Below are 26,037 nucleotides of genomic sequence, written 5' to 3' on the forward strand. Positions count from 1 at the left end.
TCGCTATTCGCCATTCCCTATTCGCCCGCCTACACCGACACCGCGTAAATTTCGTACTCCCCGCGCACCAGCTCGATATGCGCGCGCATCGCTGCCGCCGCACCGCTCTTGTCGCCGCGCATGATCGCGACCACGACGCGGTCGTGCTCGGCGTGCGATTTTGCCAGCCGCCCGAGATTGCGGAATTGGGCGCGGCGGAACGGCTGCACGCGCACCCTTGTGGCCAGCGTCATCTCGGCGATGTAGCTGTTCTGCGAACCGGCATAGATCGCGTTGTGAAAGCGCTCGTTAACCGCATGAAAGCGTTCCGGATTGCCGGCATGGCTCAGCACCCGCAATTCCTCGTGGATCGCCTCCAGCTTCTGACGGTCCCCCGGCGGCATCCGTTCGGCCGCAAGGCCTGCGCACAACGCTTCCAGCTCCGCCATCGCTTCGAACATTTCGGTCAGGCGGTCCAGCGAGGGCTGCGCCACCACCGCGCCGCGATGGGCCCGCGCCTCCACCAGGCCGCTCGCCACGAGCTGTCGCAGCGCCTCGCGCACCGGCGTGCGCGACACGGCAAAGCGCCTGGCGATATCGGTCTCGTCGAGCGCCGATCCCGGCGGCAGCACGCCGCGCACGATCTCATCGGCGAGCTGCAGCCGCAGTTCTTCCGCGCGCGTGACCTTGTCCCGCTGCGGCGAAGGGCGATCGACACGGCGAACCGCGGCTTCCGGCCGATCTTCCAGACTCATGCCTTTTGATCCGTTTGCTTGGAAGATTCGGGTTCGTCGATGATGCTGACATGGGCTGCGACGATCTTCCAACCTTCGGGAAAGCGTATCCAGGTTTGCATCTGCCGCCCAACCTTTCCCGGTGCGCTGTCGCGATAGAATAGCGTCGAGGCGACCGCAGTATCGCGGCCATAAGTCGTGATCACCGTCTTGTCGGTTCGCCGCATCAGCCCGACCGGCGAGCGCGCGGCGCGGAACGCCATGATGGCGTCGTAGCCGTAGAGATTTTCGCCGATGCCATAGCGCAGCGTGCGGGGATCGTTGCGGAACAGTTCGTCGAGCACCGCGACGTCGTTCGACACCAGTGCCTTTTCGTAGCGCGCAAACTGCGCGGTGACTTCGGCCACTACCTCGGGCAGATCGATCTCCATCACGATAATCCTCTCGGTGCAGGTGCCGCGGCGGCGCCCATCCGTTCCAGCGCATGCGCAACCCGCAACGCGATATCTTCCCGCCACGGCGCGGCGATGATCTGCACACCGATCGGCATCGGCTCCAGCGGTACCGGTACCGCCACCACCGGCAGGCCGATGAACGAGATCGGCTGGGTGTGGATGCCGATGTTGGCGCGCACCGGCAGTTCGACGCCGTCGAGCGTAAAGGTTACCTGGCCGAGCTTGGGCGCGATGCATGGCGTCGCCGGCGCGATGATCACGTCCACCGATTGGAACAGCTCCAGCACCCTTGCCCGATACCAGCGGCGGAATTTTTGCGCGCGGTCGACCAGCGGCGCCGGGACCATGGCACCCGCAATCAGGCGGTCGCGCACCGCTGGATCGAAATCATTCGGGCGCTGGCGCAGGCGATCGAGATGCAGTGACGCGCCCTCGGTCGTGGTGATCACGTAAGCCGCGGCGCGGGCGCGCGCGGCTTCGGGAATTTCGACCGTCCTAGTCGCGTTCAGCGCCTTGGCGATGCGCGCCATGGCCTCGATCGCTTCCGGAAAGACGTTCTTCTGAAAATACCCGCCGGCCACCGCGACGCGCAGGCCGTCGACGCCTTTCGCCAACAGCGGCGCAACGGGTTCGACCGGCCGTGTCGTGCAGGCGGCGTCGTCAGCGTCGGGGCCCTGCATGGCATCATAGGCCAGCGCAAGATCGCCGACATTACGCGCCAAGGGACCCAGATGATCGAGGCTTGCGACAAAGGGAAACGAGCGGGCGCGCGACAGCCGGCCATAGGTCGGCTTCAGGCCGAAGACGCCGCAGAACGATGACGGCACGCGGATCGATCCATTGGTGTCCGACCCCAACGCGATCGGGACGAGCGCACCGCCGACCGTACTGCCAGAGCCGCCCGACGAACCGCCCGTCATCCGCGTCGGATCGTGCGGATTGCGCGACGGGCCGTCGTGCACGTTCTCGCCGGTAAAGTCATAGGCGTATTCGCCCATGTTGAGCGCGCCGACCAGCACGGCGCCGGCCGCTTCCATGCGCTCGATCAGCGTGGCGTCCCGCGGTGACGGGGCGAGATCGCGGTTGATCTTCGATCCGGCGCGGGTGGCAAGACCCTTCACGTCGAACAGGTTCTTCACCGCGAACGACACGCCAGCGAGCGGTCCCACCTTCTGGCCGGCGGCAATGGCGGCATCGACCGCGCGAGCTTTCGCGCGCGCGCGATCGGCGGTGATGTCGGTGAACGAGTTCAGCACGGAATCATATTTGGCGATTCGCGCCAGTGCGGCTTCGGTCGCGTCGAGCGCGGATAGCTTGCCGCCTGCGACGGCCTGCGCGATTTGTTGGGCCGATAGCCCGTCACTGTTCACTGTCATGGCCTTATCACGCTGTGTAGACGCTGGCCGGCTCGGTCTCGTCCGGCAGCGGGAATTCATCGACCAGCCGCGCCAGCCTCAGCGACACTTCGAGATTGGCCCGCACTGCGGGACGCCAGGCTTCTTCGACCGGCAGCGCCAGCGCCTTGGCAACGGCATCGATATAATCGTCCAGGGGATCGGCGGCCATTTCGCTTCCATTCTAGTTTCTAGTGAACCGGCAACGGCGGATGCGGGATCGCCGTCAGCAATTCCTTTGTATAGGCGTCCTGCGGATCGCCGAGCACGCGTTCGGATGGACCCTGCTCGACGATTCGGCCCGCCCGCATCACGATGACACGATCACAAAGCAGACGCACCACATTCAGATCATGCGACACGAACAAATAGCTCATGCCCATCGACGCTTTCAGATCCTGCAGCAGATTGAGCACGACAGCCTGCACGGAGACATCGAGCGCCGCGGTGGGTTCGTCAAGGATCACGAGTTTCGGATGCAGCGCGATCGCGCGCGCGATGCCGACGCGCGCCTTCTGGCCGCCGGACAATTGATGCGGGAAACGATCGAGCAGGTTGACGGGAAGGCCGACCAGGCCGGCAAGCTCCTCGCAGCGGGCGCGCAACGCGTCGCGTCCCCTGATATCGCCGAGCTGCAGAAGCGGATCGGCAATGGCACGGGCCGCCGTGAAGCGCGGGTTGAGACTGTCGGTCGGATCCTGGAACACCATCTGGATGCTCTTGCGCAGCGGCAGCCGTGCAAAGGCCTGCGGCAGGATGGCGCCGATCTCCTCGCCATCGAAGACGATGCGGCCGGAGCTCTGGTCCAATAGCCGCATCACCATCGTCGACGTCGTCGATTTGCCGCAGCCGGATTCGCCGACAAGGCCAACGCTCTCGCCATGACCGACGGTGAAGCTGATGCCGTCAACGGCGCGGAATACTTCCGCCTCCACCGGCGGCTTGCGGGAGAACAGTTTTGACAGCACCGCGCTTGCGCCCTGGCGCGGGTATTCTTTGACCAGCTTTTCGACGAGGAGGAGAGGCTGCTCCCTCTCCCCGCCCTTCGCGGGGTCGAGACGAGCGGAGCTCGCTCTTAGAGGGTCGGGGTGAGGGGCTGCCTCCGCGAGCCCTGAACGCGGAGAGTCCCGCTCTCCCGCCGCACTTCGTGCCATAGCCGAGGCTTCGCCTCGGCGTTCTTTAAGAACGGCCGCCGAAGGCGGCCTATGCTCTCCCCGCGTGCGGGGAGAGGCTAAAACCTCCTCCTCCGGCAACAAATCACGCAACGACACCCCGAGCCGCGGAGTCGCGCGCATCAGCTTCTTGGTGTAGGCGTGCTCGGGTTTTGCAAAAATGTCCGCCGAGTTCGCGGTCTCTACCACCCGGCCCTTCTCCATCACCACCACGCGGTCGCAGTAGGCTGCGGCAAGCCCAAGATCGTGCGTGATCAGGATCGTCGACATGTGCCGGCGCTTCGTCAGCTCCACGATCAGATCCATCACCGCCTTCTGCGTGGTGACGTCCAGGCCGGTGGTCGGCTCGTCCGCGATCAGGAGCTGCGGATTGCAGGCCAGCGCCAGCGCGATCACGACGCGCTGGCACATGCCGCCCGAAAGCTCGAACGGATAGGCGTGATAACGCTCGCGCGGACGGGCGATCTTGACCTGCTCCAGCGCCTCGATCGCCTTCTCGCCGCGATCGCTCGCCGCGCTCTGCACATGCTGGCGCAGCACGTCCTCGATCTGGTCGCCGACCTTGCGGATCGGATTGAGCGCCGCGCGCGGGTTCTGGAAGATCATCGAGATTTCGCGGCCGCGCAGATCGCGCATCTCGTTCTCGCTCGCCGCCTTGACGTCGATGCCGGAGAACATCACCGAGCCCTCGGCGATCCTGCCGGCGCGGTCGAGGATCCGCATCACGGCATATGAGGTCACCGACTTGCCGGAGCCGGATTCGCCGACGATGCCGAGCGTCTCGCCCTTGGCCACCGAGATGTTGACGTGCTGCACCGCCTTGACGATGCCGCGGCGGGTGGTGAATTCGACCGTGAGATCGTGGACGTCGAGAAGCGGCTGGGCCGTCATGACGACCTCCGCCAAAATCTCGAAAACAACCCCATGCAAAGTAGGACGAGGTTGAATTCATTGGATAGTTTTCGAGAGAGATTCGTGCGCAAGTTGGGCACAGTTCTCTCATTCCCTCCCCCCTTGCGGGGGAGGGGCAGGGAGAGGGGTAGCCACAAACTCCCATCTCTCCCGCGGCCACCCCTCTCCCCAACCCTCCCCCGCAAGGGGGGAGGGAGCGCAGCAGCGAGCATGGAGACAGCCATCACGTCCTCCGCTGCGGATCGACGATGTCGCGAAGGCCGTCGCCGAGCAGGTTGAAGCAGAACACCGCGATCATCAGCGCCAGCCCCGGAAACAGCGCAATCCACCATTCGCCCGACACCATGAAGGTGGCGCCTTCCGCGACCATGATGCCCCATTCCGCCGTCGGCGGCCGCACGCCAAGCCCGATGAAGGAGAGGCCGGCGGCGTTGAGGATGGCGTAGCCCATGGTCAGCGACATCTGCACGATCATGATCGGCATGATGTTGGGGAGGATGTGGACCAGGAGAATCCGCATCTCACCATTGCCTGACAGCCGTGCCGCCTGGACGAAGCCGGCGTTGCGGCGGACATTGGCTTCGGCGCGGGCGACGCGCGCGTAAAGCGGGAAGTTCACGATCGCGGTGGCGATAATGATGTTCTGCACGGTATTGCCGAGCGCCGCCACGATGCCCATCGCCAGCACGAACAGCGGAAACGCCATGATGGTATCGGCGATGCGCCCGACGATGCGGTCGGTCCAGCCGCCGAAATAGCCGGCGGCGATGCCAGCCAGTCCGCCCATCAGGAACACCAGCGCCACCGAGGCGACTGCAATGAAGGTATCGAGCCTTGTGGCGACGATGACGCGGCTGAAGATATCGCGGCCCAATTGGTCGGTGCCGAACCAGTGCGCCGCCGACGGCGGCTTCAGCGCCGCGGCGGTATCGCTGGCGAGCGGATCGTAGGGAACGATGTAGGGGCCGAAGATCGCGGCAAACAGGATGATGACGAGCAAGCCGAAAGCAAAGGCCGTGACGCGGTTCTCGCCGAGCACGTATCTGACATGCTCGAACATCGCCGCCAAACCCGAGGTGCGGGCGGGAGCAGCAGGTTCAACGACAGGCGCAACGCTACTCATTTCCAACCTCACCCTTCAAGCCGCACGCGTGGATCGATCACGCCGTAGAGAATGTCGATGAAGAGATTCAGCAGCACGTACATGACCGCCATGGTCAGCACAAAACCCTGCACCGGCGCGAAGTCCGACGAGATCAGCGCTTCCACCGCGTAGGAGCCGATGCCGGGCCAGGCGAACACCTTCTCGACCAGCACGTTCGCCCCGAGCAGAAACGAGAACACCATGCTGAGCGTGGTGATGACGGGCAGCATCGCGTTGCGGAACGCGTAGGTCACGATCACGGTCGACGGAGAAAGCCCGCTGGCGCGCGCGGTGCGGACGAAGTCGGAGGCCAGAACCGCGAGCATCGAGGCCCGCGTCATGCGCGCGATCGGCGCCAGCGAGAAGATCCCCAGCGTCGCCGCCGGCAGGATGAGCTGGCTCAGCGCCGAACGAAACGTCTCGAACTCGCGCGCGATCAGGGCATCGATGAGGTAGAGCCCGGTCACGGTCGGAGGCGCGCTGTAAAACACATCTAACCGGCCGAGCGGCGCCGGCGACCAGCCGAGCCTGAAATAGAACACGTAGACCAGCACGAGGCCGGTAAAGAACACCGGCAGCGACACGCCGGCCGTCGTGGTGACGCGGCAGAGATGATCGATCCACGAGCCCGGGCGGGTCGCGGCGAGCACGCCGAGCGGAATCGCGATCGTGATCGAGACGATGAGGCCAAGCAGCGTCAGTTCGGCGGACGCCGGCAGGCGGTTGCGGATTTCGGTCGCGACCGGCTGGCCCGTGGTCAGCGAATTGCCGAAGTCGCCATGCGCGAGATCGTTGGTGTAGCGGAAGAACTGCTCGATCAACGGCTTGTCGAAGCCGAGTTTCTTGCGGATCTGCTCGATCGCTTCCTTGCTCGCCGCGGGCCCGGCGAAATAGGCGGCGGGGTCTCCCGGCAGCGCGCGCGTCAGCAGGAACGTGACGATCACGACCCCGATGAGCGAGGGAATCGCAAACATCAGCCGCTTGCCGATCATGGTGAGCATGGGGTGTGCTCCGCGCTTCGCTTGGCGCATGCGAATAGCGAATAGCGAATGGCGAATGGTTGTTCTCGGCTGCGCGTCACCATTCGCTACTCCCTATTCGCTACTCGCCACTCGCCATTCGCCTCTCTCACGCCTTCACCAGCGCGCGGTAATCCAGCCTCCGGTGGAACCAGTATTGATAGCCGGACACGTTCTTCTGCATCGCGACGTTGACGTAGGGCTGATACAGCGGGATGCGCGGGATGTCCTTGAAGGCGAGATCGACGAAGCCCTTGACGTCGGCATCGTACTTCGCGGTGTTGCCGATCGCGGCGGCGTCGACGGCGCCGTGGATGAATTCGTCCATCGGCTTCGACTGGTAGCTCATGGTGTTGAAGATCGAATTCTTGCCGTCGTAGCACCAGATGAAGAAGTATTCGGGATAGTCGAGCCAGCCGGAGAACACGTTGGTGTAGAGCGGCAGTACCTTCTTGTTCAGTTCGGTGCGCCAGTTGGCGCCGGGAATCTTGTTGATCGTGGTCTTGATGCCGATCTGCGCCAGGCTCTCCTGCACCAGAATGCAGAGCGGCTCGTTAACACCAGCAAAGCCGAGATCAAACGACAGGGTAGTCTCGAAACCGTTGGGATAGCCGGCTTCCGCCAGCAATGCCTTAGCTTTTGCGATATCGGTGACGTATTTGGTCGGCTGCGGCCAGGCCACCTCGGTCGCCTTGTCGGCCGCGGCACCGAACATCGGCTTGGCGAGGCCGAACAGCACCGCATCCATGATCTTCTGGTAGGGAATCGCGCAGGCGACGGCCTCACGCACCTTGACGTTGTCGAACGGCGCGATCTTGACGTTCATGCCGATATACTGGACGCCGTTGGAATAGGGCACCGAGACGATGTTGAGCTTGCCGCTGTCCTTCAGCTCGACGAAATCCTTGTTCGGCAGATCGTAGGAGATATCGGCGTCGCCGCGTTCCAGCAGCGCGCGGCGGTTGCCGGCCTGTGGCACCATGCGCCAGATCACGCGTCTGACTTTCGGCAAGGGACCGCCGGCCCACGCGTCATTGCGCTCCATGATGACTTCGGTGCCGGCCGTCCACTTCACCACCTTGTAGGCGCCGGAGCCCGCGGTCTGCTGCTTGGTGTATTCGAGGCCCCACGGATCCTTCTCGGTGGCGTTCTTCTTCACCAGCTCGGAATTGACGATGCACGGCACGATGACCGCGAGATCGGGGATGGTGAGGCGGTCCTTCTTGGCGAAATCGATCCGCACCGTGCTGTCGTCGACGACGACGAACTGCTCGGTCTTGGTCAGCGAGCCCGCGCCCATCTGAAAGGTCGGAAAGCCGCCGACGCTGACGGCGCGATCGAGCGACCATTTGACGTCCTTCGCCGTAACCGGCGCGCCGTCGTGGAATTTCGCGTTCTTCTTCAATTTGAAGGTCACCGACATGTCGCCGACCTTCATGTCCTCGGCGAGCTCGGGCTTGAACTTGTCGCGGTCGTAATACGGCACGCCGCCGGGACCGCTCTTCATCTCGTGGCTGATCAGGCGGTCGTAGCAATTCCACGACACCTCATAACCGGGCACGTTGGTGCCGACGCCGTGAATGTCGAGATTGTTGGGCCCGCTTTCGGAGACGATCAGCAGCGTTTCCGACCTCGCTTGCGCCTTGGCGGAGGACCAGATCGCCGGTGCGGGCGTGAGCGCGCCGGCGGCCGCCAGCCCCGACACGGATTTGAGGAAATCGCGACGCTTCATGGGTGATGCTCCAACGCCTGAGGAAACGGCTTTGGAGGAATCGCAAGGTTCGTGCCAACCCTTAAGGAAAGCTTACTTACACGCCAACCCGTGGATTCTGCTGGCGAATACGTCCGAGACGAATGGCGTCCGGGGAGGCGGCTTACTAACGTATTGCATACAAAGATGCATATTTGCTCAATTAATGAGCAGCAGTTTTGAGCGCTCCATTGCTGTGCTCCGCTCAAACCGGCCAGAGCAAATCCTGCAACTCACAGAGGTCCGCGACCCTCTCCTGCCAGTCCTCAATACAAATGTGCCTGACCGGATCGCTGGCCCGATGCAGCAGCATCAGCGCCATCAGCAGCCGCTTCAGCTCAGGGGTGATATCAGCGGCTGAATATCCGAAGCCCTCGAACAGGCTTCGCACCCGCCTCGGCATGCCTGCGGTCATGAAGGCGCTGGGACCAAGCAGGTCGTACTCGCGCCTACCCGTCATCACGTCGCCGAAATCGATCAGCCCCGCGAGCTGCCAACCCGGACCGCGGCGGCCGAGCAGGAAGTTTTCCGGAATGTACTCGCCAGTCAGGATCACCGCGGGCCCGTCCAGCGCGACCAGCGGGGCCGCATCGCGCAGCAATTCGTTCAGGCCGTCGAGAAGTTTCTGTGGCAATCCGAGACGCGCGTGCCGGGCGCGGCATCCTTCGATCTGTCCGCGCATGAAGACATCCCACCCCGGCTCGATCTGCCCAAGCGGCCCGACGGGAACGCGCTGCACCGCCGCGATGGTCTCGCCGATTTGTGCAAGCACGCGCTCCTTGTCCGCTTCCGGCAGCGATGGCCAGGCATCCGCCCCCAACACGCCTGCTAGCCGCGTGATGACGAGGTATGGCCAGCCGTCGCGCTCGCCTTCGACGACGATTTCGGGAATCGCGACACGAAGCCGTCCGCGAAGCTGCGCGAGCGCGCCACGTTCCGAGACGAATTGGGCGCGAAGAAATGACGGGAAGATTTTGAGGATGAGTTTCTCGTCGAGGGCAATGACGAGATTGGTGCCGGTGGAGAAGACGTGCGGCGCCGCGCATGCCAGGCCGTGGCCGCGGGCGATATCGCGCGCGATCGGCAGCCATTGCGCCGGATCGGCGCGCCAGGCGCGGAAGGGCTCGTACCTTGTAAATGGCGGCAAAGATGCGGCCATGCGGGCGCTGAACTTTGTTTGTCACCGATCCGGGTTGGCCCGTTCGAACTGGCGCAGCAGGCGGTTGCCGCGCTCGACGGCTGCGTCGAGTGCCGCCTGCGCCGACCGCTTGCCGCCAAAGACGTGCTCCAGCTCGTCCTCGATGGCGTCGCGGATCAGCACAAAGGACCCAAGCCGGATTCCCTTCGAATTCTCGGTCGGCGGCTTCAACGTCATCTGCTCGATTCCGATCGCAGCACCCGGATTGCGATCGTAGAATCCCTGCGTGCGGGTGAGATCGAAAGCGGCGCGGGTGATCGGCAGATAGCCGGTGTTCTGGTGCCAGGCGGCCTGAACCTCGGGCTTGGAGAGATAGGCGAAGAACCGCGCAACGCCGGTGTATTCGGCGTGCGGCCGGTCGCGCAGCACCCATAGCGTGGCGCCGCCGATGATAGAGTTTTGCGGGGCGCCGGCGATGGCGGGCCGGTGTGGGATCATGCCGTAGCCGACCTCGAATTTGGAATTGGCCTTGATGTCGGCGCGCGTCCCGGACGAGCCGATGAATATGGCGCATTCGCCCTTCTGAAAGCGCGGCTCGGCCGATTCTCCGCGGCCGCTATAGTCGAAAACTTTCGTCGCCTGCCATTCCGCGAGTTGCGCGATGTGCCGAACCACGTCCGGATTGTTGAAGGTCAGCTCGGCATCGAGACCGCCAAAGCCGTTGCCCCGGGTCGCCAGCGGCAGATTGTGGAAGGCGGAAAAATTCTCGACATGGACCCAGGACGGCCAGGATGTGGTGAGCCCGCAGGGCGAGCCGGCCGCACGCAGGCGCTTCGCCGCGGCGCCGACCTCAGGCCAGGTCTTCGGCGCCACCTCGGGGTCGAGGGCCGCGGCGCGGAACAGATCCTTGTTGTAGTAGAGGATCGGGGTCGAGACATTGAACGGGAACGAGAGCATGTTGCCGGCGACATCGGAATAGTAGCCGGTCACGGCCGGCAAATACGCCTCCGGCGAGAACGGCTCCGACTGGTCGCGCATCAATTCGAACACCGGATAGATCGCGCCTTTTGCCGCCATCATGGTTGCGGTGGCGATCTCGTTGACCTGCACGATGGCCGGCTGGCTTCGCGATCGGAATGCGAAGATCGCCGCCGTCACCGTCGCGGTGTAGTTGCCCTTGTAGGTCGGCACGATCCGGTAGTCGGACTGCGACGCATTGAAATCGGCCGCCAGCTTCTCGAGCTGCTTGCCGAGTTCCCCCGACATCGCGTGCCACCACATGATCTCGGTGGCGGCGTGGGCGGGGGACGCAAGCGCCATGGCGGCGAGCGCTGCGAGTTGCAAGAACCTCAAGCCCGATTTCACCGGTGATCACCCTGCTCTGCCGCACGAGCGATGTACCCGTTCGCCGCGCCCCTCATAAATCCCCGCGACCGCGGTTTCAATCCGCCGGCATCACCGCAATGCACAATTAAAGATTGCAACCGGCCTATCGGGATAACCCCAGGCTAGACCCCGCACCGCCATGCTACCAATAGCCAAGCATCGGCAAATTCTGCTAAAATTACGTTGAACCTTTTCTCCCCGCCGCAGACTCCATCTCTAAGGGGATTTGTCGCCTGTGTATCGCCGCGCCAACCTTTCGCGGACCTTGGTGCTTGTTGTCGCGCTGTTGCTTACGGCGGTTTCAACGGGCGTTTTTGCGCGCGGATTCCCTGCCGCCGATCCCCGAAACGACAGGCATCGGATCGAAATGTTCCATTCCCGCCCGTTCGGCGCGGAACAGGACCGTCCCGGACAGACCTGGACCGGAGCGATGGATCTCCACCGTACCAACGTTGCATTGATCGGGACGGTGGCGCCGTTATTGATCGGGCGCCTTCGCAGAGTGGAGTGGATTTGACCGGCGCGCCGCAACAGCAGCGACCAGCGCAACGGCCGGCGAGCCTCGCCGCGCGCGGGCGCTTTCGCGTCGTCCAATGGCTCCGCGCGGTGCCGATCCGATGGCGCATTCTGTCGATCGCGGGATTGAACTCCGCCGTCGTCATGGTGCTCGCCGTCTTGATCTGGAACGGCGCCAACGTGCTGGGCTCTGCATGGGACGACGTCCGGCAGGTGCGGGAATCAGACAAGATCCTGGCGCACCTCGAAAGCGAAACCAGCCGGCTGCAGAACCTGATCCACCGCTACATCAACCAGCCGAGCCCTGAGCTGTTCGCCGAGATCCTGCTGCTGCGAGAGGCCGTGCTGGGCACGCTCACAACGCGCGCCTCGAACGACCCGATGCTATCGGGATCAGTCGAGCGGCTCGAACAGGTCACCGACCGTTTCCTCAACGGCTTCGGCGAATTGCGCGCGGTGCAGGCCACCATCACCAAGACCTATGAGCAGCAGGTGCTGGGACCGGCCCGGGAGATGGCCGGGCTGTATTCGATCATCGAAGGCGCCACCGGGCATCGCGACGCGCAGATCTGGCCCGCGCTCGGCAGATCGCGCGAGGCGTTTACGGCCATGCTGGTTGCCGCCAACGCCTATTACCTGTCGCCCGCTTCAGGCTCCGCCGAGGACGCCCGCAGGAATACCGAGACGATCGAGAAGACCATCCCGGTGATGACCGATCTGGCAGATAATGATCTGCAGCGCATGGCGCTGACGCGGTTGCAGGCCCGGACCGTGGCGCTGCGCGAGGGCATGGCCAAACTGACCGAACAACTCGCGGTCAGGACCGAACTGTTGCGCAATACCATCGATGCCAGCCAGGCCGAGGCCATTGCTGTTATCGACGAGCTATCGGACAAGATGCGCCAGCGCGAGCAAAAGGCGCAGGAGACTTTTGACAAGACGCTGTCAGGCATCTCGCGCCGGGTGCTGTCGATCGCCGTGATGTTCCTCGGCATCATCCTGTCCGCCGGCGTCCTGATCGCGCTCTCGATCCGCCTACCGCTGCAGCAGATCCTGGCGGCGATGCATGCGATCACGTCGGGCAATTACGATCGCCGCGTACAGGGCACCACGGCCAGGGACGAGGTCGGCGCCATGGCGCGTGCGGTGGACGTCTTCCGCGAGAACGCCATCGCCAAGCGCAAGACCGAGGACGAACTGCGCGCCTCGAAGGAAAGAGCCGAGAGCGCATTGCTCGAGCTCAACACCGCGCAGCAGAACCTGATCGACGCCGAGCGGCTGGCGGCGCTCGGCGGGCTGGTCGCCGGCGTCGCCCATGAGGTGAACAACCCGATCGGCATCAGCCTGACGGTGGCGTCGAGCTTTGCGCGCCGGGCTGAAACCTTCGAGTCCGAGTTGCGGACCGAGCCGCTCCGCCGCTCCAAGCTCGACGAGTTCGTCAAGAGCTCGCGTGACGCAGCAGGGCAACTGGTGGCGAACCTGCACCGCGCCGGCGAGTTGATCCAGTCGTTCAAGCAGGTGGCAGTCGACCGCTCGCACGCCGAGCGCCGGCAATTCAACCTGAGCGAGGCCACCGACCAGATCGTCGCGAGCTTAAGGCCGGTGTTGAAGAAGGCGGCGATCACGCTGTCGGTCGAGGTGCCGGAAGGGCTCGTCATCGACGGCTATCCCGGCTCCTACGGCCAGATATTAACCAATCTTTTCCTCAATGCCGCCAATCATGCCTTTGCCGACGGCCGCTCCGGCGCGATCGCGATCTCGGCCCGGGCGCGGGGCGCCGACGACGTCGAGATCATCTTTGCCGATAACGGGGCCGGAATGACGCCGGACGTGCAACGGCAGGCGTTCGACCCGTTCTTTACGACGCGCCGCAACGAGGGCGGCACCGGACTGGGCTTGCATATCGTCTATAATCTTGTCACTCAACAGCTCGGCGGCCGGATGATGCTGGAGTCAAGGGTGGGACAAGGCACCACCTTCCGCATTATCATGCCGAAAGTCGCCAAGGGCGTATCCACTGGCGGATCCACGAGTACAGACCAGACAGCAGCAGCCGACGGAACCTCGCAATGGCCGAACAGGACGATGTCCTCCACCTGATCGACGATACCGGAATGGCTCCGGAGGACTCGTCCGCGCGCAAGTGGAAGATCGCCGTCATCGACGACGATGCCGCCGTTCACGAGGGCACGCGCTTTGCGCTCAGCGACTACAGTCTCAACGGCGCGACCCTGGAGATCCTGTCGGCCTATTCCGCGGCCGAAGGCCGCATCTTGATGCGCGACAATCCGGACGTCGCGGCCGTGCTGCTCGACGTCATCATGGAGACCGACGTCGCGGGCCTGGAGTTGGTCGAATACATCCGCAACGAGATCAAGAACGAGACCGTCCGCATCATCCTGCGCACCGGCCAGCCCGGACAGGCGCCCGAGCGCCGCGTCATCGTCCAGTACGACATCAACGACTACAAGGCCAAGACCGAGCTGACAGCCGACAAGTTGTTCACCTCGCTCACGGCGGCGCTGCGTAGCTACCAGCAGCTCGAGCGCATGGTGCAGACAAGGCGCGGGCTTGAAATCATCATCGACGCCGCCTCGACGCTCTACGACTTCAAATCGATGCAGCGGCTGGCGGAAGGCGTGCTGACCCAGCTCGCCTCGCTGCTCAATGTCGACTGCGCCGGCATCCTGGTGCTGCGCGACGACGGCGCCCCGGGGAGCGAGTTCTCGGTGCTGGCGGGCTCGGGCTGTTACAGCCGGTTCATCGGCACGACGAGCTCGAAGGCGCTCGATCCGGATTTGCGGCAAATGGTGGAGGCCGCCTTCCAGCGCCGCAAGAACGAATTCGCCGACCACCGCAGCGTGCTGTATTTGCGCACCGGCAGCGGCCGCGAAGTGGTGGTGCTGTTGCAGGCCGAGCGCCAGCTTTCCGACACCGACCGCGCACTGGTCGAGATTTTCTCCAGCCGGCTGTCGATCGCGTTCGACAATGTCATCCTCTACCGCCAACTGCATGAGGCCAACACCCAGCTCGAGGACCGCGTCGCCCAGCGCACCCGCGCGCTGATGCAGGCCAACCGCCGCCTTTCGGCGCAGTGGCTGCGGCTGCAGCGCGCCAACGGCTTCAAGAACGAAATTCTCGGCACCGTGGCGCACGATTTGAAGAACCCGCTCGGCGTGATCCTCGGCCGCACCGAGATGCTGACCGAATTGATCGGCGCAGGCTCGCCGAAGGAGAACGTTACCGCGCAGGTCGAGCACATCAGGGACGCCACCAAACGCCTGACCTCGATGGTCGATCACCTGATTTCGGATGCGATGGCGGATGCCTTCGACATCACCATCCGCCGCGAACCGGTCGATGTCGCCGCGCTCGTGACTGAGGTCGCCGATTCCAACCTGCCCTCGGCGGTCAACAAGCAGCAGGCCGTCACGGTGTCAGCCCCGCCGAACATCGTGACCATGTGCGACGCCGACCGGATCCGCGAGGCGATCGACAACCTCGTCAGCAATGCCATCAAATATTCGCCGATCGGCGGCAAGATCACGGTCACTGTGAGCCATGAAGGCAGCGACACGGTGATTCGTATCGCCGACCAGGGCGCCGGCCTTTCGCCGGAGGATCTCGGCCGGCTGTTCGGCCGCTTCCAGCGGCTCTCGGCAAAGCCGACCGCCGGCGAAAGCTCGACCGGCCTCGGTCTGTCGATCGTCAAACGTATTATCGACATGCATGGCGGCCATGTGACTGCGGAAAGTGCCGGACCCGGGCAGGGATCGACATTTACGGTTACACTGCCTGCGACAGAGACGACATGACCCAGAGCCCGCATATCTTCATCGTCGACGACGAGGCACCGGCCCGCGAGATGGTCGGCGATTACCTCAAGATGCACGGCTTCGGCGTGACCTTGTGCGACGGGGGAAAGAGCCTGCGCAAGGCGATCGAGAACGCCGTGCCCGACCTCGTCGTGCTCGACCTCAACATGCCCGAGGAAGACGGGCTTTCGATCATTCGAGACCTCAAGAGCCGCATCAACGTCCCCGTCATTATGCTGACGGCGACCGCGAGCCCGATCGACCGCGTCGTCGGCCTCGAACTCGGCGCCGACGACTACATCGCAAAGCCCTGCGAGCTGCGCGAACTGATGGCGCGCATCCGCTCCGTGCTTCGCCGCAGCACGCCGGCCAAGACGGCGACGCCCGAGCCCGCGGCGGCCAAGGCGGAGAAGGAACAACTGGTGCGGTTCGGCACCAAATGGCTCGACCTCGAAGCCCAGGCGCTCCGCGACGACGAAGGCAACGAGCATCCGCTGACGGCCTCCGAATTCGGCCTCTTGAAAGTGTTCGCGGCGAATCCGAAGCGGGTGCTGTCGCGCGAGCGGCTGTTGGAATTGGCCAATGCGCGCGACGCCGAAGCCTTCGACCGCGCCGTCGATCTGCGCATCATGCGTATCCGCCGCAAGATCGAAATCGATCCCACCAAGCCCGCCGTGATCCGCACCATCCGGGGTGGTGGCTATTTGTTCTCGCCGACGGGTGAGAAGGGTTAGCTTGCTCTGCGCTTCTGCTGTTGATCCTCATGGTGAGGAGCCGCGAAGCGGCGTCTCGAACCATGTGGCCCGTATGGGCCTGCATCCCCTTCGAGACGCGCGTTTCGCGCTCCTCAGGATGAGGGTCTACTGCGCGGAACAAATCCGCATCTGAAATCTTCCAATTTTCCGCATATTGAAATTACTGGCCTTTTATCCCCGAATGTTTCGTCGCGGGCCCGGCGACGAAACAATTCTCTCCGGCACGAAACCATTTTCCCCTTTTCGAGCAGACGTCCCGAAACGGAGGCTCATTAACAATTCTCCCAACGGAACGCCGCACCCTCGTGGCGCAATGGGAGCCTGTCATGTCGAACGTCATCGCCATCAACGCCGCAGCCAAGAAGTCGATTGCCGCCGCCCGCGCGACATCGGACGAAATGCTGCTGCAGAGTATTGCCAAGGGCGACCGCACGGCGATGCATGTGCTTTACTCCCGCCATAACGTCCGGGTGTACCGTTTCGTGCTGCGCATGGTGCGAGACACCACGATGGCCGAAGACCTCGTCAGCCAGGTGTTCCTCGACGTGTGGCGGACCGCCACCCAGTTCGAGGGCCGCTCGCAGGTTTCGACCTGGCTGCTGTCGATCGCCCGCTTCAAGGCGCTGACCGCGCTGCGCCAGCGCAAGCATGAGGACATCGAGCAGGACGACGTGCTGGAGATCGCCGACGAGGCCGACACGCCGGAAGCCTCGCTCGACCGCAACAACACAAGCGCCATCCTGCGCGCCTGCGTCGCCAAGCTGTCGCCGGCGCATCGCGAAATCATCAACCTGGTCTACTACCACGAGAAGTCGGTGGAAGAGGCCGGCGCGATCATCGGCATCCCCCAGAGCACGGTGAAGACCCGCATGTTCTATGCCCGCAAACAATTGGCCGAGTTGCTTAAGGGCGCCGGCGTGGACAGCATCGCCGCCTAAAGATAAGCGATTTCAGACAGTTAGATTGGAGTTAGGGACAGAAAAACGGGGCGGTTTCGACGGACAAAGGTTACTTCCGACGAAACAAATGAAACATTTCACAACATCACCCGGAAAAACTCACCCCCTATACCGATCATCACTGACACACCAACGCCGAACAGGAGAGCGAACATGCTGAAGCCGTCCTTCCGCTTTTTCATCGTCCCGCTCGGCGCCGTCGCAACCCTAGCCACCCTGTCGGCCCAGAACGTTCAGCCTCGCGCTCAGCGCGACGCCGGTTCGACGTTCGTGCGCGAACAGGTGGTCGATTGCGGCACCAAGAATCCCAAGGAGGTCTGTGTGATCTTCTACGACAGCGAGACCCCCCGCTGAATTCTTCTTTACCTCCCAAGCTACAGACCCCCAAGCGACCTCCAACGACCCGGCCGGGATGCCCCCCAGCCGGGTCGCTCTGCTTTGGAGGACCGCTGAACGCAACCTTTGCGGCGAGTAGCTGATCGCGAATAATCTGCCGCGAGGGCTACTCTCGCCTGCCGTATTTCAGCCGTACACTTAGCCGCTTAGGTGACCACGTCGGTCATGATGCTTGCCGCCATCGATGGTTGCTGCGACTAACGAGAATGAAGTCAGGCTACGCAAGGGCACGTCGCTTAACGAGCGGCTCGCTCTCGCAGGCGCTGCCGTAGTCCTGTGTTTGATTGCCTTGCCTGGCCTTAGCCACCTGCCGAACGAACATTGGCTTGGCATCGCCGCCCTTTTTGCACTGCTGTTCGGATGCCTCCTGCTGGGCGCAGCTCTACTTGATCGCAATGTCGTCTGGATCATTACATCAGGCGAAATCCTGATCGGCGAACAGCGTCCGTTCGGGAAGTTGCACAAAAAACTGATCAGGTACGATGAAATTTCGGGGATGCATGTTCGAAAGAGCAGCGGAAGATCAATCGAGTTCAGCCTCGTATTCGAGACCGAATCGGGAGATTTGCTCACCTCGCCTCCCCTGCCTGATATCACCCAGGTGCACCAGACCACCGTCCACATTGCCCGGTTGCTTCGGCTTCCTGATCCTGAACCGGCCGAGAACCCGCTCGACGCCGTCAATGCCGGGATACGACTAGGCAAGCCGGTCAATCCCAAAAGGGTACGAGGACTCAAGGTTCTCTTCGTGCTGCTCGCCGGCACACTGAGCCTTCCACTCATCTATGCACTGTGGAGCGGCAAATTGTCCGCCCTCGGGATCGCCGTCTGGTCGCTCGGCGCGATCGTGACCTTCATGCTGCTCAGATATCTGCATCGGATAAGTGCATGCTGGATCGCCCACGATGGCGCGATCAGGATCGAACGGCTTTCATGGAAAGGCACAACAGAGGTGGAGACGATCGGCGGTGACGATGTCGAGGCCATCGACGTGGAGAGCGGCGGTCGCAAGGATAGCCTCTACGTGATCACAATCCGACTTCGCACGGGAAAGAAAATCCGCAGCCCGCCGCTGGCCGGCAAGGATCAGACGCACGCCGTCCAGGCCGAGATCATTCGGCGGCTGAGACCAAACTCATCGGGTGACGCATAGGCTTGCACGCCTGTTCCGCGCGGCATGCAGGTACAATCGTCGCATCGGGCGTGGTAAGGGTACACGTCTGGTCCGGACGCAATTTTCGAAAACTGTAGTTCCGTTTTTGAACGATTGCATCCGGCGAAACTAGTGACGGGTGGTGTCGATGTTCGAAGGCTGGGATGCGGTCGTATTGGCCCGGGCGCAGTTTGCTTTCACGATGTCGTTCCACATAATCTTCCCGGCCTTCTCGATCGGGCTCGCCAGCTATCTCGCGGTGCTCGAAGCGCTGTGGCTCGCGACCGGGCGCGAGGTCTACATCAACCTGTTCAACTACTGGCTGAAGATCTTCGCCGTCGCCTTCGCGATGGGCGTGGTGTCGGGCATCGTGATGTCCTACCAGTTCGGCACCAACTGGTCGGCCTTTTCCGACAAGACCGGCCCGGTGATCGGGCCGTTGATGGCCTATGAGGTGCTCACCGCATTCTTCCTCGAAGCGGGTTTCCTCGGTGTGATGCTGTTCGGCCTGAACCGCGTCGGGCCAAAACTGCATTTTCTGGCGACGCTGATGGTCGCGGTCGGCACGCTGATTTCGGCGTTCTGGATTCTGTCGGCCAATTCCTGGATGCAGACGCCAGCCGGCCACACCGTCAATGAGGCCGGTCAGTTCATCGCCGCCGACTGGCTGAAAGTGATCTTCAATCCGTCGTTCCCATACCGTCTCGTGCACATGGTGCTGGCAGCGTATCTGACCACGGCGCTGGTGGTCGGCGCGGTCGGTGCCTGGCACCTGTTGCGCGATCGGCACCTCGCCGGCCCGCGCGTGATGTTTTCGATGGCGATGTGGATGGCGACGCTGGTGGCGCCGATTCAGATCATCGCCGGGGATCAGCACGGGCTCAACACGCTGGAGCACCAGCCGGTGAAGATCATGGCGATGGAGGGCCACTTCGAGAGCCACAAGCACGGCGCCCCCCTGATCCTGTTCGGCCTGCCCAATCAGAGCGCCGGCAGAGTCGACTACGCGGTCGAAGTGCCGAAGCTGGGCTCATTGATTCTCAAGCACTCCCTCGACGCGCCGATGGCTGGCCTCAACACCGTGCCGCGCGAAAACTGGCCGCCGGTTCCGCTCACGTTCTGGTCGTTCCGCATCATGGTCGGCCTGGGATTTCTGATGGCGGCGCTCGGCCTGTTCAGCCTGCTGATGCGCCTGAGTGGCAAGTTTTATGACTCGCGCCTGCTCCACATATTCGCGCTTCTGATGGGCCCGGCGGGCTTCATCGCGGTGCTCGCTGGCTGGATCACCACCGAAACCGGACGGCAGCCGTTCACGGTCTATGGACTGCTGCGCACGGCTGAATCGGCTTCGCCGCTGGCGGCCCCGGCAGTCGCCTCCTCGCTGATCGCCTTCATCATCGTCTATTTCGCGGTGTTCGCCGCCGGCGTGATCTATTTGCTGCGCCTGATGGCGGCCCCGCCGCATCCGGGCGAAGAGGGACCGTCACACGAGGTCCCGATCCGCACGGCCGGCATCACGCCGGCCGCAGGCGTGACCGCCGAGGGAGCCGCCCGATGATCCCGATCGACCTTCCCATCATCTGGGCCTTTATCATCGCCTTTGCCGTGTTCGTCTATGTCGTGATGGACGGCTTCGATCTCGGCCTCGGCATCCTGTTTCCGCTATTTCCGGAGAAACGGGATCGCGACGTCATCATGAACAGCGTCGCGCCGGTGTGGGACGGCAACGAAACCTGGCTGGTGCTCGGCGGCGGCGGGCTGATGGCCGCGTTCCCGCTGGCCTATGCCGTGCTGATGCCGGCGCTCTACACGCCCATGATCGCGATGCTGCTCGGCCTGGTGTTTCGGGGCGTCGCATTCGAATTCCGTTGGCGCACGACGCGCGCGCGCAACCGATGGGACATCGCCTTTTTCGGCGGATCGCTGCTGGCGACGCTGGCGCAGGGCATCGCGCTCGGCGCCATCCTGCAAGGCGTGCATGTCGGGGGCCGCAGCTATGCCGGTGGCTGGTGGGACTGGCTGACGCCGTTCAGCATTCTGACCGGCATCTCGCTGGTGATCGGCTATTCGCTGCTCGGGGCGACATGGCTGGTCATGAAAACCGAAGGCGAGTTGCGTGACCGCGCCTATCATCTGAGCTGGGTCCTGTTGCTCGCGATGCTCGCGGCCATCGCCGCGGTCAGTATCGCGACGCCGTTCCTCCATATACAGTACACCGAGCGCTGGTTCGCCTGGCCGAACGTCCTCATGACGGCACAGGTACCGATTTCGGTTGCTGTAGTCACCGCCCTGTTGCTGCGCAGTCTCGCCAACAAATACGACTACCAGCCGTTCTTCCTGACGCTGGCGTTGTTCGCGCTGTCCTATGCCGGCCTCGGCATCAGCATGTATCCCTATATCGTGCCGCAGAGCATCACGATCTGGCAGGCGGCGGCGCCGGAAAACAGCCAGCTCTTCATGCTGGTCGGCGTCGCCGGGCTGATCCCGCTGATCCTCGGCTATACCGCCTGGGCCTATTGGGTGTTCCGCGGCAAGGTCAAACCCGAGAGTGGATACCATTGAAGCCCAACGAGCGGTCCCCCCGTCCTCTCATGCAGCGCCTGCTGTGGTTTGCCGCGCTATGGCTCGGCGGCGTCGGCACCGTCGCGCTGATTTCGTTTTTGCTGCGGCTCTGGATCGCGCCGAAATAAGGCAGGCGGGATATCCCATGAATTTGGTGGACGACGAAAATGGACGACATTTCAGTCACGTATCCGCCGCATTCGCCCTAAACTTGCCATCAAGCCAGCCCTGAGATTTGATGGTTCCGCTGATTTGCCAAAGCGCCAACCATTTGGCCGCCGCGCCAACAAGGAGAATTTCTGCGATGAAAAAATTTCGGCACCTGATCTGGATGGCGATCGCCGCCGGCGGTCTGATCCTTTCGGCCTCTCAGAGCCAGGCGCAGATGCGGCAGCCCGATGTCGGCGACCAGCCCGGCCTGCTTCCCGACGAATCCGTCGAGCTGGATCCGCAGTTCAGGAAGACCGCGGTGCTCTATCGCACCAACGAACCGCCGGGCACCATCATCATCTCGACGCAGGATCGCCACCTCTATCTGGTGCAGGGCAATGGCCGCGCGTTGCGTTACGGCATCGGCGTTGGCCGCGAAGGATTTCAATGGCAGGGGCTGCTCAATATCACCCGCAAGGCGGAATGGCCGGACTGGACGCCGCCACCGGAGATGATCGCGCGCCAGCCCTATCTGCCGCGCTTCATGGCCGGCGGCCCTGGCAACCCGCTCGGCGCGCGCGCGATGTATCTCGGCACCACTGTCTACCGTATCCACGGCACCAACCGGCCCGACACCATCGGCACCGCCGTCTCCTCCGGCTGCTTCCGGCTGGTCAATGCCGACGTCGCCGATCTCTATGAGCGCGTGCCCGTGGGCACCAAGGTGATCGTGCGGCAGAAGCCGGAGCTTTAATTGCGACGCCGCTTCTCCCGCCGATCCATTCCTCCCACTTAGTGAGTTCAAAAAATGCTACGGACATTTCGAGGCGGCCTCCTCATTGGGCTGGCTGTCGCAATCGCGATTGCGGCTGGCGCGATCACCTATGAGCGTTACGACACCAAGACACTGAAGCGGACCATCCGCCGCGGCGAAGTGCTGTGCGGCGTCAACAAGGGCCTGCCCGGCTTCTCGATCCCCGACGACAAGGGCGACTGGACCGGATTCGACGTCGATTTCTGCCGCGCAGTGGCCGCGGCGATCTTCGATGATCCCAAGAAGGCGAAGTTCGTAGCGCTGGATGCCAACGAGCGCTTCAAGGAGCTGCAGAGCCGCAAGGTCGACATCCTCTCGCGCAACACGACCTGGAGCATGTCCCGCGAGAGCAACTACGCCCTCTATTTCCCGGCGGTCGCCTATTATGACGGCCAGGGCTTCATGCTGCCGCGCTCGCGCAACATCGATTCCGCGCTGGACCTCAACAACAGCAAGGTTTGCGTGCAGGAGGGGACGACGACGGTGCTCAATGTCGCCGACCATTTCCGTGCCAACAACATGAAGTATACCGAGGTCAAGTTTCCCAAGCTGGAAGACGTGCTCAAGGCTTATGAGGGCGGCAAGTGCGACACCTTCACCGCCGACGTTTCTCAGCTCTACGCGCTTCGCTTGAACCTGATCCAGCCGAGCGATCACGTCATCCTGCCCGACGTCATCTCCAAGGAGCCGCTCGCGCCCGTGGTGCGCCAGCGCGATGACGACTGGATGATGCTCGTGAAGTGGACGCTGTATGCAATGATCAACGCCGAGGAACTCGGCATCACCTCGAAGAACATCGACGAGGCGCTGAAGTCGAAGAAGCCCGACGTGATGCGGTTGGTCGGCACCGAAGGCGCCTATGGCGAAGATCTCGGCCTCCCGAAGGACTGGGCCGCCCGTATCATCCGCCACGTCGGCAATTACGGCGAGATGTACGACCGCAATGTCGGCGAGGGATCGAAGCTGAAGATCCCGCGCGGCCTGAATTCGCTGTGGAGCAACGGCGGGATTCAGTACGCCCCGCCGATACGGTAGATGTCTCCGCCGTCATTGCGAGGAGCGAAGCGACGAAGCAATCCATACCGCGACCGCGGCCCCATGGATTGCTTCGCTTCGCTCGCAATGACGGCGCTTTGTGACGAGCCACCACCGCCTCCCCTCATCCTGAGGAGCGCGCATAGCGCGCGTCTCGAAGGATGTGGCCCCCGTGGTGGCCTCATGGTTCGAGACGCCGCTTTCGCGGCTCCTCACCATGAGGGTATAAAAATCAATACCCCTTCATCCGCGCCAACTGATCGGCGTGGTAATTGCTGTCGCCGAACAATTCCTGGCAGACGCGGGCGCGCTTCATGAAGAAGCCGATGTCGAACTGGTCGGTCATGCCCATGCCGCCGTGCATCTGCACGCCTTCCTGCACTGCCAGCGTCGCCGTGGCGCCGGCGCGTGCCTTGGCGACCGCGACCGCGGCGCCAGCGTGCTCGAAATCGCCGTCGAGGGTCTGCAACGCCTTCAGAACGGCCGCGCGGGTGATCTCGATATCAACATAGAGCTGGGAGGCGCGGTGCTGCAGCGCCTGGAATTCGCCGATCAATTTGCCGAACTGCTTGCGCTCCTTCAGATACGTGACGGTGCGGCCGAACACTTCTTCGCTCAAGCCCACCATTTCGGAAGCTACCGCGCCGCGGCCGATATTGAGCACGCCCTCCAATAACGCGCCGCCCTGGTCGACCTCGCCGAGCACCTGATCGGCATCGACTTCAACGCTGCTGAACTCGATCCGCGCCGCGTTATGCGCATCGACCATCACCGTGCGTTCGATCGCAATTCCCTTGGCTTTTGGATCGACCAGGAACAGCGTCAGCCCATTGCGTTCGCCGGCCGCGCCGCCGGTGCGTGCCGCGACGATCAGGAGATCGGCGGTGTGGCCGTCGACCACGAGCGCCTTGGCGCCGTTCAGCTTGAAGCCGTTGCCGGAGCGCACCGCCTGCAAATTGATCTGCAGCGGGCGATGTTTTGCGCCTTCGTCGATCGCGAGCGCCGCCAGCAGCGATCCGTCGGCAATCTTGGGCAGATGTGCAGACTTTTGCGCGTCACTTCCACCGCGCAACAGCGCCGATACCGCCAGCACCGCGGTCGACAGGAACGGCGACGGCATCAAGGTGCGGCCGATTTCCTCCATGACGATGCCGGCCTCAACGCAGCCGAGCCCGCTGCCGCCGAAATTTTCGGGCACCAGCAGGCCGGAAAAGCCCATCTCGGCAAACGCCTTCCAGAGCTCACGGGAAAAACCCGTCTCGTCCTTGCTGTCGCGCAAGCTGCGCAGATGCGACACCGGCGCCTTGTCGCTGATAAGGCCGCGCGCGCTGTCGCGCAGCATGGATTGTTCTTCGGTGAGGACGAGGGGCATAGGGAAATTCCGGTTCAGAAACTATCGAATGTGCATGGTTGAGGTCGTCATTCCGGGGCGATGCGAAAGCATCGAACCCGGAATCTCGAGGTTCCGGGTTCGACGCTTCGCGCCGCCCCGGAACGACGGTAAGCGAAACTCACGCCCCCGGCAGATCGAGGATGCGCTTGGCGACGATGCCGAGCATCACCTCCGATGTGCCGCCCTCGATCGAGTTGGCCTTGGTGCGCAGCCAGGCGCGCGGGCGGGCGCCGCCTTTCGAGCGCTCGCTTTCCCATTCCAGCGCATCGATGCCGACGGCCGACATCAGGATTTCGTGGCGACGCTTGTTGAGCTCGGTGCCGTAATATTTCATCGCCGAGGAGAACGCCGGATGCGATTGCCCGGCTTTCGCGAGATCAACGGCGCGCTCAGCCACGGCCGCAAACGCCGCCTCGTCGATGTCGAACGCCGCAATCTGGCCGCGCAGCACGGCATCGTCGAGCCGGCCGAAATCATCGCTGCCGACGGAGTCGGCTGCGACCTGTCCGAGCGGACGGCCGATGCCGCGCTCTCCAGTGCCCGAGATCATCGCGCGCTCATGCTGCAGCAGATATTTTGCAACATCCCAGCCGCGGTTGACCTGGCCGACCACATGCGATTTCGGCACCCGCACATTGTCGAAGAAGGTTTCGCAGAACGGCGAATAACCGGAGATCAGCAAGATCGGCTTGGTCGACACGCCCTTCGAGGCCATGTCGAACAGGATGAAGCTGATGCCGTCATGCTTCTTCGCGGTGGGATCGGTGCGCACTAGGCAGAAAATCCAGTCGGCGTAGTTCGCATACGACGTCCAGATCTTTTGGCCGTTGATGATGTAATCGTCGCCGTCGCTTTCGGCGCGGGTCTGCAGCGAGGCGAGGTCCGATCCGGCGTTCGGCTCGGAATAGCCCTGGCACCAGCGGATCAGGCCGGCGGCGATCTTTGGCAAGTGCTCTTTCTTCTGCGCCTCGGTGCCGTATTTCAGCAGCGCCGGCCCAAGCATCCAGATGCCGAAGCTCGATAGCGGCGAGCGCGCGCCCATCGCCGCCATTTCTTCACGCAGCACCTTGTGCTCGGCGGGCTCCAGCCCTCCGCCACCATATTCCTTCGGCCAGTCCGGCACGGTCCAGCCCTTGTCGCGCATGCGCTCAAACCAGATGCGCTGCGGCTCGGAGGAGAATTTGGCGTTGCGACCGCCCCAGTAGGTATCGCTTTCGGAGGTCATCGGCCGTCGCATTTCCGGCGGACAATTGGCTTCCAGCCAGGCGCGGGTTTCACGGCGGAATGTTTCCAGATCGGACATATCAGGCGCTTCCATGTGGGATGTTTGGAAGCGACCTTAGTCCTCGCGTTGCGGAATTCAATATATGTCTGACATCAGCCCATGCTGCTCTGGCGGTGGTCAC

At 63.2% G+C, this 26,037-nt stretch carries 23 protein-coding genes; 11 read left to right on the forward strand and 12 right to left on the reverse strand.

The features are described from left to right. Positions 1-29: 29 nt before the first annotated feature. The 10 genes from YUO_RS0138595 to ugpB form a co-directional block, all read right to left on the reverse strand. Complete coding sequence (locus tag YUO_RS0138595; protein WP_028351881.1) at positions 30-734, reverse strand: GntR family transcriptional regulator; 705 nt, start codon at positions 732-734, stop codon at positions 30-32. Further along, a complete protein-coding gene (gene hpxZ, locus YUO_RS0138600; protein ID WP_028351882.1) occupies positions 731-1,144 on the reverse strand; it encodes an oxalurate catabolism protein HpxZ in 414 nt (137 codons plus the stop codon). Before hpxZ ends, YUO_RS0138595 begins: the two co-directional genes overlap by 4 nt. Further along, positions 1,144-2,544, reverse strand: coding sequence for an AtzE family amidohydrolase (locus YUO_RS0138605; protein WP_028351883.1), 1,401 nt, complete (start codon positions 2,542-2,544; stop codon positions 1,144-1,146). Before YUO_RS0138605 ends, hpxZ begins: the two co-directional genes overlap by 1 nt. Before the next feature lie 7 nt (positions 2,545-2,551). Next, positions 2,552-2,734, reverse strand: coding sequence for a DUF4089 domain-containing protein (locus YUO_RS0138610; RefSeq protein ID WP_028351884.1), 183 nt, complete (start codon positions 2,732-2,734; stop codon positions 2,552-2,554). A gap of 19 nt (positions 2,735-2,753) precedes the next feature. After that, entirely contained in the window at positions 2,754-4,625 is a 1,872-nt protein-coding gene (locus YUO_RS0138615; RefSeq protein WP_028351885.1) for a dipeptide ABC transporter ATP-binding protein, read from the reverse strand. Between the two features lie 244 nt (positions 4,626-4,869). Continuing rightward, positions 4,870-5,769: an ABC transporter permease gene (locus YUO_RS0138620; RefSeq protein WP_028351886.1), complete on the reverse strand. Its 900-nt coding sequence runs from the start codon at positions 5,767-5,769 to the stop codon at positions 4,870-4,872. Between the two features lie 8 nt (positions 5,770-5,777). Further along, on the reverse strand, positions 5,778-6,791 hold the full coding sequence (locus YUO_RS0138625; protein WP_028351887.1) for an ABC transporter permease: 1,014 nt from the start codon (positions 6,789-6,791) through the stop codon (positions 5,778-5,780). A 127-nt stretch (positions 6,792-6,918) separates the two neighbouring features. Next, a complete protein-coding gene (locus YUO_RS0138630; RefSeq protein WP_028351888.1) occupies positions 6,919-8,541 on the reverse strand; it encodes an ABC transporter substrate-binding protein in 1,623 nt (540 codons plus the stop codon). 223 nt (positions 8,542-8,764) lie between these two features. After that, positions 8,765-9,718 carry an aminoglycoside phosphotransferase family protein gene (locus YUO_RS0138635; protein ID WP_028351889.1) on the reverse strand — a complete coding sequence of 318 codons (954 nt, stop codon included), beginning with the start codon at positions 9,716-9,718 and terminating at the stop codon, positions 8,765-8,767. Between the two features lie 21 nt (positions 9,719-9,739). Next, positions 9,740-11,050: a sn-glycerol-3-phosphate ABC transporter substrate-binding protein UgpB gene (ugpB, locus tag YUO_RS0138640; RefSeq protein WP_283806445.1), complete on the reverse strand. Its 1,311-nt coding sequence runs from the start codon at positions 11,048-11,050 to the stop codon at positions 9,740-9,742. 639 nt (positions 11,051-11,689) lie between these two features. Between ugpB and YUO_RS0138650 the strand changes: the two genes are divergently transcribed. From YUO_RS0138650 to YUO_RS0138700, 11 genes are all read left to right on the forward strand, one after another. Next, positions 11,690-13,699 carry a sensor histidine kinase gene (locus YUO_RS0138650; RefSeq protein ID WP_156908977.1) on the forward strand — a complete coding sequence of 670 codons (2,010 nt, stop codon included), beginning with the start codon at positions 11,690-11,692 and terminating at the stop codon, positions 13,697-13,699. Then, positions 13,669-15,414 (forward strand): ATP-binding response regulator, encoded by a 1,746-nt coding sequence (locus YUO_RS0138655; protein WP_028351893.1) that lies wholly within the window; start codon positions 13,669-13,671, stop codon positions 15,412-15,414. Before YUO_RS0138650 ends, YUO_RS0138655 begins: the two co-directional genes overlap by 31 nt. Continuing rightward, entirely contained in the window at positions 15,411-16,148 is a 738-nt protein-coding gene (locus YUO_RS0138660) for a response regulator (RefSeq protein ID WP_028351894.1), read from the forward strand. The genes YUO_RS0138655 and YUO_RS0138660 overlap by 4 nt, the downstream gene beginning before the upstream one ends. 347 nt (positions 16,149-16,495) lie before the next feature. Next, the gene (locus tag YUO_RS0138665; protein ID WP_028351895.1) at positions 16,496-17,107 is read left to right on the forward strand and encodes a sigma-70 family RNA polymerase sigma factor; all 612 of its coding nucleotides are present in this window, start codon (positions 16,496-16,498) and stop codon (positions 17,105-17,107) included. A gap of 174 nt (positions 17,108-17,281) precedes the next feature. Then, positions 17,282-17,482, forward strand: a complete 201-nt coding sequence (locus YUO_RS0138670; RefSeq protein ID WP_028351896.1) for a hypothetical protein — start codon at positions 17,282-17,284, stop codon at positions 17,480-17,482. A 226-nt stretch (positions 17,483-17,708) separates the two neighbouring features. After that, entirely contained in the window at positions 17,709-18,677 is a 969-nt protein-coding gene (locus YUO_RS0138675) for a hypothetical protein (protein ID WP_156908966.1), read from the forward strand. A gap of 148 nt (positions 18,678-18,825) precedes the next feature. Next, positions 18,826-20,235, forward strand: a complete 1,410-nt coding sequence (locus tag YUO_RS0138680; protein WP_028351898.1) for a cytochrome ubiquinol oxidase subunit I — start codon at positions 18,826-18,828, stop codon at positions 20,233-20,235. Next, positions 20,232-21,239, forward strand: coding sequence for a cytochrome d ubiquinol oxidase subunit II (gene cydB, locus YUO_RS0138685; protein ID WP_028351899.1), 1,008 nt, complete (start codon positions 20,232-20,234; stop codon positions 21,237-21,239). The genes YUO_RS0138680 and cydB overlap by 4 nt, the downstream gene beginning before the upstream one ends. Positions 21,240-21,268: 29 nt before the next feature. Continuing rightward, positions 21,269-21,367 (forward strand): DUF2474 domain-containing protein, encoded by a 99-nt coding sequence (locus YUO_RS46940; protein ID WP_198028182.1) that lies wholly within the window; start codon positions 21,269-21,271, stop codon positions 21,365-21,367. A 176-nt stretch (positions 21,368-21,543) separates the two neighbouring features. After that, on the forward strand, positions 21,544-22,143 hold the full coding sequence (locus tag YUO_RS0138695; protein ID WP_028351900.1) for a L,D-transpeptidase: 600 nt from the start codon (positions 21,544-21,546) through the stop codon (positions 22,141-22,143). A gap of 54 nt (positions 22,144-22,197) precedes the next feature. Further along, positions 22,198-23,238 (forward strand): amino acid ABC transporter substrate-binding protein, encoded by a 1,041-nt coding sequence (locus YUO_RS0138700; protein WP_028351901.1) that lies wholly within the window; start codon positions 22,198-22,200, stop codon positions 23,236-23,238. A 232-nt stretch (positions 23,239-23,470) separates the two neighbouring features. On the opposite strand, the gene YUO_RS0138705 is transcribed toward YUO_RS0138700, so the two are convergent. Beyond that, entirely contained in the window at positions 23,471-24,610 is a 1,140-nt protein-coding gene (locus YUO_RS0138705; RefSeq protein ID WP_028351902.1) for an acyl-CoA dehydrogenase family protein, read from the reverse strand. 139 nt (positions 24,611-24,749) lie between these two features. Further along, positions 24,750-25,934, reverse strand: coding sequence for an acyl-CoA dehydrogenase family protein (locus tag YUO_RS0138710; RefSeq protein ID WP_028351903.1), 1,185 nt, complete (start codon positions 25,932-25,934; stop codon positions 24,750-24,752). Positions 25,935-26,037 lie beyond the last annotated feature (103 nt).

Origin of the sequence: Bradyrhizobium murdochi (assembly GCF_000472965.1) — a bacterium.
Taxonomy (GTDB): domain Bacteria; phylum Pseudomonadota; class Alphaproteobacteria; order Rhizobiales; family Xanthobacteraceae; genus Bradyrhizobium; species Bradyrhizobium murdochi.

What these genes read in the sequence shown, in the direction of transcription:
- YUO_RS0138595 (WP_028351881.1), bottom strand. Translation starts at nt 734, where the DNA reads ATGAGTCTGGAAGATCGGCCGGAAGCCGCGGTTCGCCGTGTCGATCGC.
- hpxZ (WP_028351882.1), bottom strand. Translation starts at nt 1,144, where the DNA reads ATGGAGATCGATCTGCCCGAGGTAGTGGCCGAAGTCACCGCGCAGTTT.
- YUO_RS0138605 (WP_028351883.1), bottom strand. Translation starts at nt 2,544, where the DNA reads ATGACAGTGAACAGTGACGGGCTATCGGCCCAACAAATCGCGCAGGCC.
- YUO_RS0138610 (WP_028351884.1), bottom strand. Translation starts at nt 2,734, where the DNA reads ATGGCCGCCGATCCCCTGGACGATTATATCGATGCCGTTGCCAAGGCG.
- YUO_RS0138615 (WP_028351885.1), bottom strand. Translation starts at nt 4,625, where the DNA reads ATGACGGCCCAGCCGCTTCTCGACGTCCACGATCTCACGGTCGAATTC.
- YUO_RS0138620 (WP_028351886.1), bottom strand. Translation starts at nt 5,769, where the DNA reads ATGAGTAGCGTTGCGCCTGTCGTTGAACCTGCTGCTCCCGCCCGCACC.
- YUO_RS0138625 (WP_028351887.1), bottom strand. Translation starts at nt 6,791, where the DNA reads ATGCTCACCATGATCGGCAAGCGGCTGATGTTTGCGATTCCCTCGCTC.
- YUO_RS0138630 (WP_028351888.1), bottom strand. Translation starts at nt 8,541, where the DNA reads ATGAAGCGTCGCGATTTCCTCAAATCCGTGTCGGGGCTGGCGGCCGCC.
- YUO_RS0138635 (WP_028351889.1), bottom strand. Translation starts at nt 9,718, where the DNA reads ATGGCCGCATCTTTGCCGCCATTTACAAGGTACGAGCCCTTCCGCGCC.
- YUO_RS0138655 (WP_028351893.1), top strand. Translation starts at nt 13,669, where the DNA reads ATGGCCGAACAGGACGATGTCCTCCACCTGATCGACGATACCGGAATG.
- YUO_RS0138660 (WP_028351894.1), top strand. Translation starts at nt 15,411, where the DNA reads ATGACCCAGAGCCCGCATATCTTCATCGTCGACGACGAGGCACCGGCC.
- YUO_RS0138665 (WP_028351895.1), top strand. Translation starts at nt 16,496, where the DNA reads ATGTCGAACGTCATCGCCATCAACGCCGCAGCCAAGAAGTCGATTGCC.
- YUO_RS0138670 (WP_028351896.1), top strand. Translation starts at nt 17,282, where the DNA reads ATGCTGAAGCCGTCCTTCCGCTTTTTCATCGTCCCGCTCGGCGCCGTC.
- YUO_RS0138675 (WP_156908966.1), top strand. Translation starts at nt 17,709, where the DNA reads ATGGTTGCTGCGACTAACGAGAATGAAGTCAGGCTACGCAAGGGCACG.
- YUO_RS0138680 (WP_028351898.1), top strand. Translation starts at nt 18,826, where the DNA reads ATGTTCGAAGGCTGGGATGCGGTCGTATTGGCCCGGGCGCAGTTTGCT.
- cydB (WP_028351899.1), top strand. Translation starts at nt 20,232, where the DNA reads ATGATCCCGATCGACCTTCCCATCATCTGGGCCTTTATCATCGCCTTT.
- YUO_RS46940 (WP_198028182.1), top strand. Translation starts at nt 21,269, where the DNA reads ATGCAGCGCCTGCTGTGGTTTGCCGCGCTATGGCTCGGCGGCGTCGGC.
- YUO_RS0138695 (WP_028351900.1), top strand. Translation starts at nt 21,544, where the DNA reads ATGAAAAAATTTCGGCACCTGATCTGGATGGCGATCGCCGCCGGCGGT.
- YUO_RS0138700 (WP_028351901.1), top strand. Translation starts at nt 22,198, where the DNA reads ATGCTACGGACATTTCGAGGCGGCCTCCTCATTGGGCTGGCTGTCGCA.
- YUO_RS0138705 (WP_028351902.1), bottom strand. Translation starts at nt 24,610, where the DNA reads ATGCCCCTCGTCCTCACCGAAGAACAATCCATGCTGCGCGACAGCGCG.
- YUO_RS0138710 (WP_028351903.1), bottom strand. Translation starts at nt 25,934, where the DNA reads ATGTCCGATCTGGAAACATTCCGCCGTGAAACCCGCGCCTGGCTGGAA.